Source organism: Pseudomonas sp. BTN1 (assembly GCF_001907715.1).
GTDB lineage: Bacteria > Pseudomonadota > Gammaproteobacteria > Pseudomonadales > Pseudomonadaceae > Aquipseudomonas > Aquipseudomonas paracarnis.
Genome location: NZ_MPBM01000007.1, coordinates 39,843 through 55,201 on the forward strand (window position 1 = coordinate 39,843; position 15,359 = coordinate 55,201).

General features: G+C 59.3%; 17 protein-coding genes and 1 tRNA gene. 15 read left to right on the forward strand and 3 right to left on the reverse strand.

The window, feature by feature from the left end:
• Positions 1 to 18: 18 nt before the first annotated feature.
• Positions 19 to 657, forward strand: a complete 639-nt coding sequence (locus tag BMH52_RS02845; protein WP_020302002.1) for a LysE/ArgO family amino acid transporter — start codon at positions 19 to 21, stop codon at positions 655 to 657.
• Here BMH52_RS02845 and BMH52_RS02850 read toward each other — a convergent pair.
• Both BMH52_RS02850 and BMH52_RS02855 read right to left on the reverse strand, forming a co-directional pair.
• Entirely contained in the window at positions 628 to 957 is a 330-nt protein-coding gene (locus BMH52_RS02850) for a hypothetical protein (protein WP_020302001.1), read from the reverse strand. The genes BMH52_RS02845 and BMH52_RS02850 overlap by 30 nt on opposite strands.
• An 83-nt stretch (positions 958 to 1,040) precedes the next feature.
• Positions 1,041 to 1,125: transfer RNA gene (locus tag BMH52_RS02855), tRNA-Leu, on the reverse strand.
• Positions 1,126 to 1,233: 108 nt separating this feature from the next.
• On the opposite strand from BMH52_RS02855, the gene queA reads away from it, so the two are divergent.
• From queA to BMH52_RS02885, 6 genes are all read left to right on the forward strand, one after another.
• A complete protein-coding gene (queA, locus tag BMH52_RS02860) occupies positions 1,234 to 2,283 on the forward strand; it encodes a tRNA preQ1(34) S-adenosylmethionine ribosyltransferase-isomerase QueA (protein WP_003194027.1) in 1,050 nt (349 codons plus the stop codon).
• Positions 2,284 to 2,288: 5 nt separating this feature from the next.
• Positions 2,289 to 3,404: a tRNA guanosine(34) transglycosylase Tgt gene (gene tgt / locus BMH52_RS02865; protein WP_161937012.1), complete on the forward strand. Its 1,116-nt coding sequence runs from the start codon at positions 2,289 to 2,291 to the stop codon at positions 3,402 to 3,404.
• A 43-nt stretch (positions 3,405 to 3,447) separates the two neighbouring features.
• Positions 3,448 to 3,786, forward strand: a complete 339-nt coding sequence (gene yajC, locus BMH52_RS02870; protein ID WP_003175975.1) for a preprotein translocase subunit YajC — start codon at positions 3,448 to 3,450, stop codon at positions 3,784 to 3,786.
• 62 nt (positions 3,787 to 3,848) lie between these two features.
• Entirely contained in the window at positions 3,849 to 5,717 is a 1,869-nt protein-coding gene (gene secD / locus BMH52_RS02875) for a protein translocase subunit SecD (RefSeq protein ID WP_014719826.1), read from the forward strand.
• A 9-nt stretch (positions 5,718 to 5,726) separates the two neighbouring features.
• A complete protein-coding gene (gene secF / locus BMH52_RS02880) occupies positions 5,727 to 6,641 on the forward strand; it encodes a protein translocase subunit SecF (protein WP_014719825.1) in 915 nt (304 codons plus the stop codon).
• Positions 6,642 to 6,764: 123 nt separating this feature from the next.
• Positions 6,765 to 7,307: a glycine zipper 2TM domain-containing protein gene (locus tag BMH52_RS02885; RefSeq protein ID WP_003194023.1), complete on the forward strand. Its 543-nt coding sequence runs from the start codon at positions 6,765 to 6,767 to the stop codon at positions 7,305 to 7,307.
• A 204-nt stretch (positions 7,308 to 7,511) separates the two neighbouring features.
• Here BMH52_RS02885 and suhB read toward each other — a convergent pair whose 3' ends face one another.
• Positions 7,512 to 8,327 (reverse strand): inositol-phosphate phosphatase, encoded by an 816-nt coding sequence (gene suhB, locus BMH52_RS02890; protein ID WP_005791195.1) that lies wholly within the window; start codon positions 8,325 to 8,327, stop codon positions 7,512 to 7,514.
• Positions 8,328 to 8,472: 145 nt separating this feature from the next.
• Between suhB and trmJ the strand changes: the two genes are divergently transcribed.
• The 8 genes from trmJ (at position 8,473) to hscA (ending at position 15,357) form a co-directional block, all read left to right on the forward strand.
• Positions 8,473 to 9,243: a tRNA (cytosine(32)/uridine(32)-2'-O)-methyltransferase TrmJ gene (gene trmJ, locus BMH52_RS02895; RefSeq protein ID WP_014719824.1), complete on the forward strand. Its 771-nt coding sequence runs from the start codon at positions 8,473 to 8,475 to the stop codon at positions 9,241 to 9,243.
• Positions 9,244 to 9,245: 2 nt separating this feature from the next.
• The gene (gene cysE, locus BMH52_RS02900; RefSeq protein ID WP_014719823.1) at positions 9,246 to 10,031 is read left to right on the forward strand and encodes a serine O-acetyltransferase; all 786 of its coding nucleotides are present in this window, start codon (positions 9,246 to 9,248) and stop codon (positions 10,029 to 10,031) included.
• Between the two features lie 287 nt (positions 10,032 to 10,318).
• Positions 10,319 to 10,810, forward strand: coding sequence for a Fe-S cluster assembly transcriptional regulator IscR (gene iscR / locus BMH52_RS02905; RefSeq protein WP_073842865.1), 492 nt, complete (start codon positions 10,319 to 10,321; stop codon positions 10,808 to 10,810).
• 50 nt (positions 10,811 to 10,860) lie between these two features.
• Positions 10,861 to 12,075, forward strand: coding sequence for an IscS subfamily cysteine desulfurase (locus tag BMH52_RS02910; protein WP_003194019.1), 1,215 nt, complete (start codon positions 10,861 to 10,863; stop codon positions 12,073 to 12,075).
• 99 nt (positions 12,076 to 12,174) lie between these two features.
• Complete coding sequence (gene iscU / locus BMH52_RS02915; protein ID WP_003175965.1) at positions 12,175 to 12,561, forward strand: Fe-S cluster assembly scaffold IscU; 387 nt, start codon at positions 12,175 to 12,177, stop codon at positions 12,559 to 12,561.
• A gap of 28 nt (positions 12,562 to 12,589) precedes the next feature.
• Positions 12,590 to 12,913 (forward strand): iron-sulfur cluster assembly protein IscA, encoded by a 324-nt coding sequence (iscA, locus tag BMH52_RS02920; protein ID WP_003209680.1) that lies wholly within the window; start codon positions 12,590 to 12,592, stop codon positions 12,911 to 12,913.
• An 8-nt stretch (positions 12,914 to 12,921) separates the two neighbouring features.
• Positions 12,922 to 13,443, forward strand: coding sequence for a co-chaperone HscB (hscB, locus tag BMH52_RS02925; protein ID WP_034128027.1), 522 nt, complete (start codon positions 12,922 to 12,924; stop codon positions 13,441 to 13,443).
• 51 nt (positions 13,444 to 13,494) lie between these two features.
• Complete coding sequence (gene hscA, locus BMH52_RS02930) at positions 13,495 to 15,357, forward strand: Fe-S protein assembly chaperone HscA (protein WP_073842867.1); 1,863 nt, start codon at positions 13,495 to 13,497, stop codon at positions 15,355 to 15,357.
• The last annotated feature ends 2 nt before the right edge of the window (positions 15,358 to 15,359 follow it).

The following is a 15,359-nucleotide window of genomic DNA, read 5'->3' on the forward strand; positions in this document are numbered from 1 at the left end:
GGAGGGCTCGAACAGTCCATGTTTCCTCACTTCAATGCCCTTTACATCGAAGGTTTGCTCTTGGGTATCGGACTGTTCGCCGCCCCTGGCCCGAAAGACACCTTGGTGATCCGCCAAGGTGTCGGTCGCGGGCCGATCTGGGGCGTTGTCGCTATTTGCGTAATGGCCGATATTTTCCTGATCGCTTTCGGGGTCACGGGTTTAGGTTCTTTGTTGGGAAGCCGGCCTGAGGTGATGGCACTATTGCTGTTGTCCGGCGCTGCGTATCTGCTTTGGTTTGGTGGCCAACGTCTGTTGGCCTGCATCCGGGATCAGTCCATGCCGGACGCTCAAGGCGGCAACTCGCAAAGAGGGCTGTTGCGCTCGGCGGTCATACTCGGCTTTGCCAACCCTTACGCCTGGCTCGATACCGTGGTGTTGATTGGTTCCATCGGTGCCACGAAACCTGCGGGCCAACAGGCGCTGTTCGCGACAGGCGCCATGACGGCATCACTCGTGTGGTTCGTGGTGTTGGCGCTGTGCTGTCAGCGATTGACGGTATTGTTTCGCAAGCCTGCGGTCTGGCGCTGGCTGGATGCAGGGGTGGCGGTGTTGATGGTTTACCTGGCCGTTACCCTGATTACCGATTCATTGCACATCTTTCAGATAGCTCTTTAGTACGGTCAGCGGGCAGGTCAACTCATCAAGACGAGCGATGTTTTGCACATCGGTGGATAGCCTTTGCAATTCACGCCCGAGAACGCTGTCCGCTCCACCCAATGCAATCAACGCCTGGGTGATGCACTCATCGAGCTTCAACTGGATCTCGGCCAGGTTTCCCTGGCGCACCAACAACCCAAACACCTCGCGATCATAGCCCTCCATCACGGGATCATCGCGCAGCAATGGGCTGCCGTGGTCAGTCTCATGCACCAGCTTCAACGCGAACAACGCAACCGCTTCAAGCGTCAACTCCATGGTCCCGCTCCCTCCACTGCCACGCCTGGCACTTTTTTGCAGGCGAAAAAAAAGACCTTGAATTTCAAGGTCTTTCTTTAAGATGGTGCCCCGAGGGAGACTCGAACTCCCACTCCTTTCGAAAACGGATTTTGAATCCGCCGCGTCTACCAATTCCGCCATCAGGGCTCAATGGCGGCGAAGTATAGAGATGAGATTACCGTTGGTCAATCACGTTTCATGGTCTATTTTCACTATTTCCGCTAGACTTCCCGGCCCTGCTAGACGAACCCCATCATGCGCGTTGCTGACTTTACTTTTGAGCTCCCTGATTCGCTGATCGCTCGCCACCCTTTGGCCGAGCGTCGCGCCAGTCGACTGCTGACCCTGGACGGGCCCAGCGGTGCCCTCGCACACCGTCAATTCACTGATTTGCTTGAGCATTTGCGCCCAGGCGATTTGATGGTTTTCAACAATACCCGGGTGATTCCGGCGCGGCTGTTTGGCCAGAAAGCGTCCGGCGGCAAGCTGGAAATTCTGGTGGAGCGGGTGCTGGACAGCCATCGCGTGCTGGCCCATGTGCGCTCCAGCAAGTCGCCCAAACCGGGGTCGAGCATCTTGATCGAGGGCGGTGGCGAAGCCGAGATGGTGGCGCGCCACGATGCCTTGTTCGAGCTCAAGTTTGCCGAAGAAGTGTTGCCGCTGTTGGAGCGCGTCGGCCATATGCCGTTGCCTCCTTATATAGACCGCCCCGACGAAGACGCGGACCGCGAGCGCTATCAGACCGTGTACTCACAGCGCCTCGGCGCCGTCGCCGCACCGACTGCCGGGCTGCATTTCGACCAGCCACTGCTGGATGCGATTGCCGCCAAGGGCGTCGACACCGCCTATGTAACCCTGCACGTGGGGGCCGGTACGTTTCAGCCGGTGCGTGTGGATAACATCGAAGACCACCATATGCACAGCGAATGGCTGGAGGTCAGCCAGGACGTGGTGGATGCGGTGGCGGCGTGCAAGGCGCGTGGCGGTCGAGTGGTTGCCGTGGGCACCACCAGTGTGCGTTCGCTGGAGAGTGCAGCGCGTGATGGCGTGCTCAAGCCGTTCAGTGGCGACACCGATATTTTCATTTTTCCAGGGCGACCCTTTCATGTGGTCGATTGCCTGGTCACCAACTTCCATTTGCCCGAATCCACGCTGTTGATGCTGGTGTCGGCGTTTGCCGGTTACCCGGAAACCATGGCTGCCTACCAGGCCGCCATCGCTAACGAGTACCGTTTTTTCAGCTACGGTGATGCGATGTTTATCACCCGTAACCCGGCGCCGCGCGGCCCTGAGGACAACTTATGAGTCGTATGTCGTTTGAATTGCTCGCTACGGACGGCAAAGCCCGTCGCGGCCGTCTGACCTTCCCACGCGGCACTGTGGAGACCCCGGCCTTCATGCCGGTCGGCACCTACGGCACCGTCAAAGGCATGTTGCCCCGCGACATCGTCGCCACCGGTGCCGAGATTATCCTCGGCAATACCTTCCACCTGTGGCTGCGCCCGGGCACGGAAGTGATCAAGAAGCATGGCGACCTGCATGACTTCATGAAGTGGCAAGGCCCGATCCTCACCGACTCCGGTGGTTTCCAGGTGTTCAGCCTGGGCGCCATGCGCAAGATCAAGGAAGAGGGCGTGACCTTCGCCTCGCCGGTCGACGGCGCCAAGGTGTTCATGGGCCCGGAAGAGTCGATGCAGGTACAGCGCGATCTGGGTTCGGACATCGTGATGATTTTCGACGAGTGCACGCCGTACCCGGCCGATGAAGACGTGGCGCGTATCTCCATGGAGTTGTCGCTGCGTTGGGCCCAGCGTTCGAAGAATGCCCATGGCGATAACACCGCGGCGCTGTTCGGTATTGTCCAGGGCGGCATGCATGAAAACCTGCGCAAACGCTCGCTGGAAGGCCTCGACAAGATCGGCTTCGACGGCCTGGCCATCGGCGGTTTGTCGGTGGGCGAGCCCAAGCATGAAATGATCAAGGTGCTGGATTACCTGCCGGGCCTGATGCCCGCAGACAAACCTCGTTACCTTATGGGCGTTGGCAAACCGGAAGATCTCGTAGAGGGTGTGCGCCGCGGTGTGGACATGTTCGATTGCGTGATGCCAACCCGTAATGCCCGCAATGGGCATCTGTTCATCGATACAGGCGTGCTGAAGATCCGTAACGCGTTCCATCGCCATGATGATTCGCCGCTGGATCCTACCTGTGACTGCTACACCTGCCAGAACTTCTCCCGTGCTTATCTGCACCATCTGGACAAGTGCGGGGAAATGCTGGGTAGCATGTTGAATACCATCCACAATTTGCGTCATTACCAAGTCCTGATGGCTGGTTTGCGCGAGGCTATTCAACAGGGTACATTGGCCGCCTTCGTCGATGCCTTCTATGCCAAGCGTGGCCTCCCTGTGCCGCCCTTGGACTGAGTTTTCCGACCCTAAGATTCACTATTTGCAACTGGAGTGCTAAATGAGCTTTTTTATCTCTAACGCCATGGCTGACGCCGCTGCGCCTGCTGCTGCCGGCCCTATGGGCGGTGGTTTCGAGTGGATTTTCCTGGTCGGCTTCCTGGTCATCTTCTACCTGATGATCTGGCGTCCACAGGCCAAGCGCGCCAAAGAGCAGAAAAACCTGCTGGGCAGCCTGCAAAAAGGCGACGAAGTCGTGACCACTGGCGGTATCGCCGGCAAGATCACCAAGGTTTCCGATGCTTTCGTGGTACTGGAAGTCTCCGACACCGTGGAAATGAAGTTCCAGAAGGGCGCCATCGCCGCCACGCTGCCTAAAGGCACGCTCAAAGCGATCTGAGTAACAACCTTTACCAATCGACGGGGCGCGCAAGGCGCCCCGCGTTATAAGCGGGCGGCGTGATGCTGAACAAATACCCTCTGTGGAAATACGTACTGATCCTGGCGGTGCTGGCGATCGGTTTTATTTATTCCGCTCCCAATCTCTATCCTGATGACCCGGCGATCCAGATCTCTGGCGCCAGCACTTCGCTGCAGGTCAATCAGGCTGATCTGGACCGTGCGAGCAAAGCGCTCACCGACGCGGGTATCCAGGTTAAAGCGGCAACCTTGGCGGCTGGATCCAAAGGCGGCTTGTTGCGCCTGACCAAGCAAGAAGACCAATTGCCGGCCAAAGATGTCGTACGCAAGGCCATGGGTGACGACTACGTTGTCGCGCTCAACCTGGCCCAGACCACGCCACAATGGCTGCGCAGCATTGGCGCGCACCCGATGAAGCTGGGTCTGGACTTGTCCGGTGGTGTGCACTTCCTGCTGGAAGTCGACATGGACAAGGCCCTGGACGCACGTCTGAAGGTCTACGAAGGTGACGTGAAGAGCCTGCTGCGCAAAGAGAAGCTGCGTTATCGCAGCCTGCCGCAGCTCAACGGCGCCATCCAGCTGGGCTTTGCTGACGAAGCATCCCGCGAACAGGCCCGTGCGCTGATCCGCAAGAACTTCAATGACTTCGACATCGTACCGGCCGACCTCAATGGTCAAGCGGTGCTGCGTCTGGCGATGAGCCCGGCCAAGATCGCTGAAATCCGCGAATACTCCATCAAGCAGAACCTGACCACGGTCCGTAACCGCGTCAACGAGCTGGGTGTAGCCGAGCCGATCGTGCAGCGCCAGGGCGCCAACCGCATCGTGGTTGAGCTGCCAGGCGTACAGGACACTGCTGAAGCCAAGCGTATCCTCGGCAAGACCGCCAACCTGGAGTTCCGTCTCGCGGCAGACCCAGGCGCTACGCGTGCCACTTCCGAAGAATTCGAATTCCGTGAAGGCAACCGTCCTCCTGCGCTGATCGAGCGTGGCTTGATCATCACCGGTGACCAGGTGACCGACGCCAAGGCCGGTTTCGGCGAGCACGGCACGCCTGAAGTGAACATCCGTCTGGATGGCCATGGCGGCGAACTGATGAGCCGCGCCACGCGCAGCAACGTTGGTCGCAGCATGGCGGTGATCTTCATCGAGCAGCGCCCGGTGACCACCTACACCAAGCAAATGGTCAATGGCGTCGAGAAAGACGTGCCGGTGCAGACCTTCAAGGAAGAGAAGAAGATCATCAGCCTGGCGACCATCCAGTCGCCGCTGGGTGCTCAGTTCCGTATCACTGGCCTGAACGGCCAGGGCGAGTCTTCCGAGCTGGCGTTGCTGCTGCGTGCCGGTGGCCTGGCTGCACCGATGTACTTCGCTGAAGAGCGTACCATCGGCCCGAGCCTGGGTGCCGACAACATCACCAAAGGTGTCGATGCGGCGCTGTGGGGTATGTTGTTCGTGTCGCTGTTCATCATCGCCATCTACCGCTTCTTTGGTGTGATCGCCACTGTCGCCCTGGCGGGCAACATGGTGATGCTGCTGGCGTTGATGTCGTTGCTGGGCGCCACACTGACCCTGCCAGGTATCGCCGGTATCGTACTCACCATGGGTATGGCGGTGGACGCCAACGTGCTGATCTTCTCGCGGATTCGTGAAGAGATCGCCGCCGGTATGACCGTGCAGCGTGCAATCAACGAAGGCTTCGGCCGGGCATTTACCGCGATCCTCGACTCCAACCTGACCACACTGTTGGTCGGCGGGATTCTCTTCGCCATGGGCACAGGCCCGGTGAAAGGTTTTGCGGTGACCATGTCCCTCGGGATCTTTACCTCGATGTTCACGGCCATCATGGTGACCCGCGCAATGGTCAACCTGATCTTTGGCGGGCGTGACTTCAAGAAGTTGTGGATTTAAGGGGCTGCCATGTTACGTACAATCAACTTCATGGGCGTTCGCAATATTGCGTTCGGCGTCACCGTGCTCCTTACCGTTCTGGCGTTGTTCAGCTGGTTCCATAAGGGCCTGAACTACGGCCTGGACTTCACCGGCGGTACGCTCATCGAGCTGACCTACGAGAAGCCGGCCGACGTTACCCTGGTGCGCAGCGAGCTGGTCAAGGCCGGCTATCACGAAGCCGTGGTGCAGAGCTTTGGTGCCACCACCGACCTGCTGGTGCGCATGCCTGGCGAAGACCCGCAACTGGGTCACCAGGTAGCCGAGGCCTTGCAGAAGGTCGGCGGCGATAACCCGGCGTCGGTCAAGCGCGTCGAGTTCGTCGGCCCGCAAGTGGGTGAAGAACTGCGCGATCAGGGCGGCCTCGGCATGCTGATGGCGCTGGTCGGCATCATGATCTACCTGGCATTCCGCTTTCAGTGGAAGTTCGGTGTCGGCGCCATTGTGTCGCTGATCCACGACGTGATCGTGACCGTGGGTATCCTGGCCTACTTCCAGATCACCTTCGATCTGACCGTATTGGCAGCTGTGCTGGCGATCATTGGTTATTCGCTCAACGACACCATCGTGGTCTTCGACCGGGTTCGTGAGAACTTCCGGGTGCTGCGCAAGGCGACGTTGATCGAGAACATCAACATCTCCACCACGCAGACCCTGCTGCGGACCATGGCGACGTCGATCTCCACCTTGCTGGCGATTGCTGCGCTGATGATCTTCGGTGGCGATAACCTGTGGGGCTTCTCCCTGGCGCTGTTTATCGGCGTTCTGGCGGGTACCTACTCGTCGATCTACATCGCCAACGTGGTGCTGATCTGGCTGAACCTCAACAGCGAAGACTTGATCCCTCCTGCCGCTACCGACAAGGAGGTCGACGACCGTCCTTGATGGGCGTTTGTTGATCCGCTGTTACAAGAAAGGCGCGAGTATTGAACTCGCGCCTTTTTTTTTGCTCCAAGGCTGGGTATAGCGCGGATCTTTCGGTCCGCTTGTGATGGTCAGGAGGTTCATGTGAACAAGTCGTTGCTGGTTGGTGCGGTATTGGGTGCTGTCGGTGTGACTGCCGGAGGCGCTGTTGCCACCTACAGCCTGGTAAAAAGCGGCCCTGAGTATGCGCAAGTACTGGCGGTACAGCCGGTGAAAACCCAGATCAAAACCCCGCGTGAGGTCTGCAAGGACGTCACCGTGACCCGGCAGCGTCCGGTGCAGGATCAACATCAAATCGCCGGTACCGTGGTGGGTGCCCTTGCGGGTGGCCTGCTGGGCAACCAGATTGGTGGCGGTAACGGTAAGAAGCTGGCCACCGTGGCCGGTGCGGTCGGTGGCGGTTATGCCGGTAACAAGGTTCAGGAAGGCATGCAGAACCGCGATACCTACACCACCACACAAACTCGCTGTAACACCGTTAACGACATCAGCGACAAGGTGGTCGGTTATGACGTGCGTTACAACCTGGATGGCAAGGAAGGTACCGTGCGTATGGAGCGTGACCCTGGCAGCCAGATTCCGGTGGATAAGGAAGGTCGTTTGATTCTAGGTCAGAACCAGCAGTAATCCCAAGCCTTGCAAGGTTCAAGTGTGGGAGCTGGCTTGCCTGCGATGGCGGTGGGTCAGTAACCCGTGAGTTGGCTGGCAGGCTGTTATCGCAGGCAAGCCAGCTCCCACATTGGATTGTATTGAGTCAGTTGGAATTGGTTTTTTGCTAAATCCCAGGCATAAAAAAGCACCCCGAGGGGTGCTTTTTTTGTGCTCGCTCGCTTAGCGCTTCAGCGAAGCCGGCAGGTGCGGCTGGATCGCCGTCAGTACTGCCTTGAAGCATTTGGTGTTGCCAGCCACGACGTGACCTTTCTCCAGGAAGTCGTGACCGCCGGTGAAGTCGCTCACCAGGCCGCCCGCTTCCTGAATCAGCAGGGCGCCTGCTGCCATGTCCCATTCGGACAGGCCCGACTCCCAGAACGCATCAAAGCGACCGGCGGCTACATACGCCAGGTCCAGGCTGGCTGCACCGGCGCGGCGGATGCCGGCGGTCTGGCCAACCAGGGCGCGGAACATACCCAGGTAGTTTTCCAGATTGTCCATCTGGTCGTCACGGAATGGGAAGCCGGTACCCAGCAGAGCGCCTTCCAGGCTGGTGCGGCCGCTGACACGCAGGCGACGACCGTTCAGTTGGGCGCCACGACCACGGCTGGCGGTGAATTCTTCCTGGCGAACCGGGTCCAGCACAACGGCGTGTTCCAGGCGGCCACGGTATTTGCAGGCGATGCTCACGGCAAAGTGCGGGATGCCGCGCAGGAAGTTGGTGGTGCCATCCAGTGGGTCGATGATCCACAGGTAGTCTTCGCCTTCGCCACTGCCTTTGTGCAGGCCGGTTTCTTCACCGAGGATGCCGTGGGTAGGGTAGGCCTTGCGCAGGGCGTCGATGATTTTCTGTTCGGCGGCGCGATCCACCTCGGATACATAATCCTTGGCGTCTTTTTCGTCGACCTTGATGGTATCCAGGCGCTCGATGGAGCGGAAGATCAATTCACTGGCGCTGCGGGCGGCGCGCAGCGCGATATTCAGCATGGGCTGCATGGATAGGTCACCTAAGGTTGTTAAAGAAAGCCGAGCATTCTAGCAGAAACTTTCCTCAGGTGAAGGACGACGTTCGCTTTCATGGCATAACCTTAGGCGGTTCTGTAAGATTTGCTCCCCTTTCCTGTGTCCGCGAGCGCCTCCCTTGCTGCAAAACATTCGTGTCGTCTTGGTCAATACCAGTCATCCCGGCAACATCGGCGGGGTGGCGCGAGCCATGAAAAACATGGGGCTGACGCGCCTGGTGCTGGTCGAACCGCGGGTATTCCCGCACCACGAGGCGGATGCCCGTGCGTCCGGCGCCAATGACTTGCTTGAAAATGCCCAGGTGGTCGCCACCTTGGAGGACGCCTTGGTCGGCTGCAATCTGGTGCTCGGCACCAGCGCCCGTGACCGTCGTATCCCTTGGCCGCTGCTGGATCCGCGCGAATGCGGCACTAAAGTGGTGGAGGAGGCTGCTGGCGGTGCTGAAATCGCCTTGGTATTCGGCCGTGAGGACTCCGGCCTGACCAACGAAGAGCTGCAGCGATGTCATTACCACGTGCATATCCCATCAGACCCTGAGTTCAGCTCGCTGAACCTCGGGGCTGCGGTGCAGGTGCTGACTTACGAAGTGCGCATGGCCTGGCTGGCCGCTGCCGGCCAGCCGAGCAAGGTGGAAAAGGAAGAGGTTGCATCGACCAAAAGTGGCGAGTTGGCCACCATGGACGAGCTGGAACGGTTCTATGAGCACCTGGAGCAAACCCTGGTCGCCATCGAATTCCTCGACCCTGAAAAGCCACGGCACTTGATGGCGCGCCTGCGTCGTTTGTACGGCCGCAGCTCGGTGAGCCGGGCTGAAATGAACATATTGCGTGGCATCCTCACGGAAACCCAGAAAGCGGCCCGTGGTGAGCTTCTTAAGCGGAAGGATTAAAAATGTTCGAGCGTTTGCGAGAAGATATCCAAAGTGTTTTCCACCGTGACCCGGCGGCGCGCAACGCCTTTGAAGTGCTGACCTGCTACCCGGGCATGCACGCGATCTGGATCCACCGCTTGTCCGGCGCCCTGTGGGGCATGGGCTGGAAGTGGCTGGCGCGGCTGGTATCGAACTTTGGACGTTGGTTGACCGGTATCGAGATCCACCCGGGTGCCAAGGTGGGCCGTCGGTTCTTTATCGATCACGGCATGGGCATCGTGATTGGCGAGACAGCCGAGATCGGCGATGACGTCACCCTCTATCAAGGCGTGACCCTGGGCGGCACCACCTGGAATAAGGGTAAGCGCCACCCAACGCTGGGCGATGGGGTGGTAGTAGGGGCGGGCGCCAAGGTGCTCGGGCCGTTTACCGTGGGTGCGGGCGCGAAGGTTGGCTCCAACGCGGTAGTGACCAAGGCTGTGCCGCCGGGTGCCACGGTTGTGGGTATTCCAGGCCGCATCATCGTCAAGCCGCAAGACGGTGATGAGCAAGAGGCCAAGCGCAAGGCGATGGCCGAAAAGATTGGTTTCGATGCCTATGGCGTTAGTGAAGACATGCCCGATCCAGTGGCTCGTGCTATTGGTCAATTGCTTGATCATCTGCAGGCGGTGGATGGCAAGCTGGAGGGCATGTGCGGGGCGCTGAAGGAGCTGGGCAGCCCGTACTGCGCCAAAGACCTGCCTGAACTGCGTGAAGAGGATTTTGCTGAGATCAAGGACGAGGCCGCTACCACCAAGGCGGGCTGAATGCGGACTCTTGTGGGAGCTGGCTTGCCTGCGATAGCTGTCTATCAGCTTGCTTATAGGTTGCTGGCCCACCGCAATCGCGGGCAAGCCAGCTCCCACATTTGATCTCCATTGGCTCGGTGGTCTTGCAGCAGGCCTGGTTGCGCTGTTCGATCCCACCCCATCCTGCTATGATTCGCGCGCCCTTTTTACGGGTATTCCTGACTAAAGTACTAGGTCTTATAGTTGACTTAAATACTCAGGAATCGCATACTTGCTCCCATTCTGAAACACCTTGGTACTTGTCCATGAGACTGACTACAAAAGGCCGATACGCGGTGACCGCCATGCTCGACTTGGCCTTGCACGCGCAAACTGGGCCGGTGTCCCTGGCCGATATCTCCGAGCGCCAAGGCATTTCCCTGTCCTATCTCGAGCAGTTGTTCGCCAAATTGCGCCGTAGCAATCTGGTTTCCAGCGTTCGCGGTCCGGGTGGTGGCTATCAGTTGTCCCGCGACATGCAGGCCATTCAGGTGGCCCAGGTGATCGACGCGGTCAACGAATCCGTCGATGCCACCAAATGCCAGGGTTTGGGTGACTGCCATGCCGGTGACACCTGCCTGACGCACCACTTGTGGTGTGACTTGAGCCTGCAGATCCATGAGTTTTTGAGTGGTATCAGCTTGGCTGATCTTGTGACTCGCCGTGAGGTGCAAGAAGTAGCCCAGCGTCAGGACCAGCGCCGTTGCAACACCAAGGCGCCGCGTCTGGACAAGATTGAAGCGTCCGCCGTCGAGTGACAGCCGAAGAGCTAACGGCACGCCAGCCAGCCTGATTTAGGAGAAAGTCCATGAAATTGCCGATTTACCTTGATTACTCAGCGACCACCCCGGTTGATCCGCGTGTCGCGCAAAAAATGAGCGAATGCCTGCTGGTCGACGGAAACTTCGGCAACCCGGCCTCCCGTTCCCACGTATTCGGCTGGAAAGCCGAGGAAGCGGTCGAGAACGCTCGTCGCCAAGTCGCTGACCTGGTCAATGCCGACCCGCGCGAAATCGTCTGGACCTCTGGTGCCACCGAGTCCGACAACCTGGCTATCAAGGGCGCGGCGCATTTCTACGCGACCAAAGGCAAGCACCTGATCACCACCAAGATTGAGCACAAGGCTGTCCTGGACACCATGCGCCAACTGGAGCGTGAAGGTTTCGAGGTTACCTATCTTGAGCCAACCACCGACGGTATCGTCACCCCGGCCATGATCGAAGCCGCGATGCGTGAAGACACCATCCTGGTTTCGGTGATCCACGTGAACAACGAAATCGGCACTATCAACGACATCGCCGCCATCGGCGAGCTGACTCGCTCCAAGGGCGTGTTGCTCCACGTCGACGCTGCTCAGTCCACTGGCAAGGTCGATATCGACCTGTCCAAGCTGAAAGTCGACCTGATGTCGTTCTCGGCCCACAAGACTTACGGCCCTAAAGGCATCGGTGCTCTCTACGTAAGCCGCAAGCCGCGCGTACGTATCGAGGCCACCATGCATGGCGGCGGTCACGAGCGCGGCATGCGTTCGGGCACCCTGGCGACCCACCAGATCGTCGGCATGGGCGAAGCTTTCCGTGTGGCCAAGGAAGACATGGCTGCCGAAAACGTGCGCATCAAGGCCCTGAGCGATCGCTTCTACAAGCAGGTCGAAAACCTTGAAGAGCTGTACATCAACGGCAGCATGACCGCTCGTGTACCGCACAACCTGAATTTGAGCTTCAACTACGTCGAAGGCGAGTCGCTGATCATGGCGCTCAAGGACCTGGCGGTATCGTCCGGTTCGGCCTGCACCTCGGCGTCCCTTGAGCCTTCGTACGTACTGCGCGCCCTGGGCCGCAACGACGAACTGGCCCACAGCTCGATCCGCTTTACGTTCGGCCGCTTCACCACCGAAGAGCAAGTCGACTACGCCGCGCAGAAGGTCTGCGAAGCCGTCAACAAGCTGCGCGTTCTGTCGCCACTGTGGGACATGTACAAAGACGGTGTCGATATTTCCAAGATCGAGTGGGCGGCACACTAACTATAGAAGCCGCCACCCAAGCTCTGTAGGAACGTGGCGGAAAACGCAGGCGTTTCTACAGGGTTCCAGAGCGGCCCTGATGAGTGAGGATTCAGTACCATGGCTTACAGCGAAAAGGTCATCGACCACTACGAAAACCCGCGCAACGTCGGCAAGATGAACGCGGAAGATCCAGATGTCGGCACCGGCATGGTCGGCGCCCCGGCGTGCGGCGATGTAATGCGCCTGCAGATCAAGGTCAATGATGCTGGCGTTATCGAAGACGCCAAATTCAAGACTTACGGCTGCGGTTCGGCCATCGCCTCCAGCTCCCTGGCGACCGAATGGATGAAAGGCAAGACCCTGGATGAGGCTGTCACCATCAGCAACACCCAGCTGGCCGAAGAACTGGCGTTGCCGCCAGTGAAAATCCACTGCTCCGTACTCGCTGAAGATGCCATCAAGGCAGCTGTTCGCGACTACAAGCAGAAGAAAGGCTTGATCTAAGCATTTGGCGACGAGTAAGGAGTCAACGATGGCTATCAGCATGACAGAAGCGGCTGCGCAGCACATTCGCCGCTCCCTGAATGGGCGCGGTAAAGGTGAGGGGATTCGTCTGGGTGTTCGCACCACGGGCTGTTCCGGCCTTGCCTACGTGCTGGAGTTTGTCGACGAGGTGGTTGAAGAGGATCAGGTGTTCGAAAGTCACGGCGAGAAAGTGATCATCGACCCCAAGAGCCTGACCTACCTGGACGGCACCGAACTCGATTTCGTCAAGGAAGGGTTGAACGAAGGTTTCAAGTTCAACAACCCTAACGTGCGCGGTGAATGTGGCTGCGGCGAAAGCTTCAACATCTGAGGCTACTCGTGGGTACTCCTTGTCATTTCGCTTTATTCGAGCTGCAGCCGAGCTTTCGGCTGGACCTTGAGCAGCTCGCCACGCGCTACCGTGAATTGGCGCGTGGGGTGCATCCGGACCGCTTCGCTGACGCTTCCGAGCGTGAGCAACGCCTGGCCCTGGAGCAATCGGCCAGCCTCAACGAAGCCTATCAGACGCTCAAAAGCCCCGCGAAACGCGCGCGTTACCTGCTCGCGCTGAACGGTGGCGAGTTGCCGTTGGAAGTTACGGTGCACGATCCGGACTTCCTTATGCAGCAGATGCAGTGGCGCGAAGAGCTCGAAGACTTGCAGGACGAAGCCGATATAGCCGGTGTTGCGGTCTTTAAGCGTCGTCTGAAAACCGCCCAGGATGAGCTCAACGAAAGCTTCGCAGCCTGTTGGGATGATGCGGCGCAACGCGAACAGGCCGAGCGCCTGATGCGGCGCATGCAGTTTCTCGACAAGCTCACCTACGAAGTGCGCCAGCTAGAAGAGCGCCTCGACGATTAACCCAGTGCTGCCCGTGATGCACGCCTGATAGACAGATAAGACCTGATTACCATGGCTCTACTGCAAATCGCCGAACCCGGCCAAAGCCCTCAACCGCACCAGCGTCGCCTGGCGGTCGGGATTGACCTGGGCACCACCAATTCCCTGGTTGCTGCCTTGCGCAGCGGCCTGTCCGAGCCACTGCCTGACGCCGATGGGCAGGTGATCCTGCCGTCCGCTGTGCGTTATCACGCAGATCGCACTGAAGTGGGCGAGTCGGCCAAGCTCGCCGCGTCCGCAGACCCCTTGAACACGGTGTTGTCGGTCAAGCGCTTGATGGGTCGTGGGTTGTCCGACGTCAAGCAATTGGGTGACCAACTGCCGTACCGCTTTGTCGGCGGCGAGTCCCATATGCCGTTCATCGACACCGTCCAGGGGCCCAAGAGCCCGGTCGAAGTGTCGGCCGATATTCTCAAGGTGCTGCGCCAGCGTGCGGAAAATACCTTGGGTGGTGAGCTGGTAGGGGCGGTTATCACCGTTCCGGCGTATTTCGATGACGCCCAGCGTCAAGCCACCAAGGACGCGGCGAAACTTGCCGGCCTGAACGTGCTGCGCTTGCTCAACGAGCCGACTGCGGCAGCTGTGGCCTACGGCCTCGATCAGCACGCTGAAGGCCTGGTCGCTATTTATGACCTGGGCGGCGGTACCTTCGATATTTCGATCCTGCGCCTGACCGGCGGTGTGTTCGAAGTGCTCGCGACCGGCGGCGACAGTGCCCTGGGTGGCGATGATTTCGATCACGCCATTGCTGGCTGGATCATCAGCAGTGCCGGCTTGTCGGCTGATCTGGACCCAGGCGCGCAGCGCAACCTGCTGCAAACTGCCTGCGCGGCCAAAGAGGCGCTGACTGACGCTGCTTCTGTTGACGTTTGCTACGGTCATTGGTCGGCCCCACTGACTCGCGAAGCCTTTGATGCGCTGATCGAGCCGATGGTCGCCCGCAGCCTCAAGGCCTGCCGTCGTGCTGTGCGTGATTCCGGTATCGAGTTGGAGGACGTTGGCGCAGTGGTCATGGTAGGCGGTTCCACCCGCGTTCCGCGCGTGCGTGAAGCGGTAGCCGAAGCCTTTGGGCGCCAACCACTGACCGAAATCGACCCGGATCAAGTCGTCGCCATCGGCGCTGCCATCCAGGCCGATACCCTGGCTGGTAACAAGCGTGATGGCGGCGAATTGCTGTTGCTCGACGTGATTCCGCTGTCGCTAGGCCTGGAAACCATGGGCGGCCTGATGGAGAAGGTGATTCCGCGTAACACCACCATCCCCGTCGCGCGCGCCCAGGACTTCACCACCTACAAAGACGGTCAGACAGCCATGATGATTCATGTGCTGCAAGGTGAGCGCGAGCTGATCAGCGACTGTCGTTCCCTGGCGCGCTTTGAATTGCGTGGCATTCCGGCGATGGTCGCGGGCGCGGCGAAAATTCGCGTGACCTTCCAGGTCGATGCCGATGGCCTGCTCAGTGTCGCTGCGCGCGAACTGGCGTCTGGCGTTGAAGCCAGCATCCAGGTCAAGCCGTCCTACGGCCTCACCGATGGCGAAATCGCCAAGATGCTCAAGGATTCATTCCAGTATGCCGGTGACGACAAGGTCGCCCGCGTATTGCGCGAGCAACAAGTGGATGCCCAGCGTCTGCTCGAAGCGGTGCAGGGCGCCCTTGAAGCCGACGGCGAGGGCTTGCTGGATGCCGAAGAGCGCATGGTCATTGACCTGCAAATGCAGGAACTGGCCGAACTGATGAAAGGCAACGATGGTTACGCCATCGAGCAACAGACCAAGCGCCTGTCGCAAGTCACTGATGCCTTTGCTGCCCGCCGTATGGATCAGACGGTTAAAGCCGCGCTGGCGGGCCGCAACCTGAATGAAATTGAGGAATAACT

What these genes read in the sequence shown, in the direction of transcription:
- cysE (WP_014719823.1), top strand. Translation starts at nt 9,246, where the DNA reads ATGTTCGAGCGTTTGCGAGAAGATATCCAAAGTGTTTTCCACCGTGAC.
- iscU (WP_003175965.1), top strand. Translation starts at nt 12,175, where the DNA reads ATGGCTTACAGCGAAAAGGTCATCGACCACTACGAAAACCCGCGCAAC.
- tgt (WP_161937012.1), top strand. Translation starts at nt 2,289, where the DNA reads ATGTCGTTTGAATTGCTCGCTACGGACGGCAAAGCCCGTCGCGGCCGT.
- BMH52_RS02910 (WP_003194019.1), top strand. Translation starts at nt 10,861, where the DNA reads ATGAAATTGCCGATTTACCTTGATTACTCAGCGACCACCCCGGTTGAT.
- secD (WP_014719826.1), top strand. Translation starts at nt 3,849, where the DNA reads ATGCTGAACAAATACCCTCTGTGGAAATACGTACTGATCCTGGCGGTG.
- hscA (WP_073842867.1), top strand. Translation starts at nt 13,495, where the DNA reads ATGGCTCTACTGCAAATCGCCGAACCCGGCCAAAGCCCTCAACCGCAC.
- suhB (WP_005791195.1), bottom strand. Translation starts at nt 8,327, where the DNA reads ATGCAGCCCATGCTGAATATCGCGCTGCGCGCCGCCCGCAGCGCCAGT.
- yajC (WP_003175975.1), top strand. Translation starts at nt 3,448, where the DNA reads ATGAGCTTTTTTATCTCTAACGCCATGGCTGACGCCGCTGCGCCTGCT.
- BMH52_RS02845 (WP_020302002.1), top strand. Translation starts at nt 19, where the DNA reads ATGTTTCCTCACTTCAATGCCCTTTACATCGAAGGTTTGCTCTTGGGT.
- queA (WP_003194027.1), top strand. Translation starts at nt 1,234, where the DNA reads ATGCGCGTTGCTGACTTTACTTTTGAGCTCCCTGATTCGCTGATCGCT.
- secF (WP_014719825.1), top strand. Translation starts at nt 5,727, where the DNA reads ATGTTACGTACAATCAACTTCATGGGCGTTCGCAATATTGCGTTCGGC.
- BMH52_RS02850 (WP_020302001.1), bottom strand. Translation starts at nt 957, where the DNA reads ATGGAGTTGACGCTTGAAGCGGTTGCGTTGTTCGCGTTGAAGCTGGTG.
- iscR (WP_073842865.1), top strand. Translation starts at nt 10,319, where the DNA reads ATGAGACTGACTACAAAAGGCCGATACGCGGTGACCGCCATGCTCGAC.
- iscA (WP_003209680.1), top strand. Translation starts at nt 12,590, where the DNA reads ATGGCTATCAGCATGACAGAAGCGGCTGCGCAGCACATTCGCCGCTCC.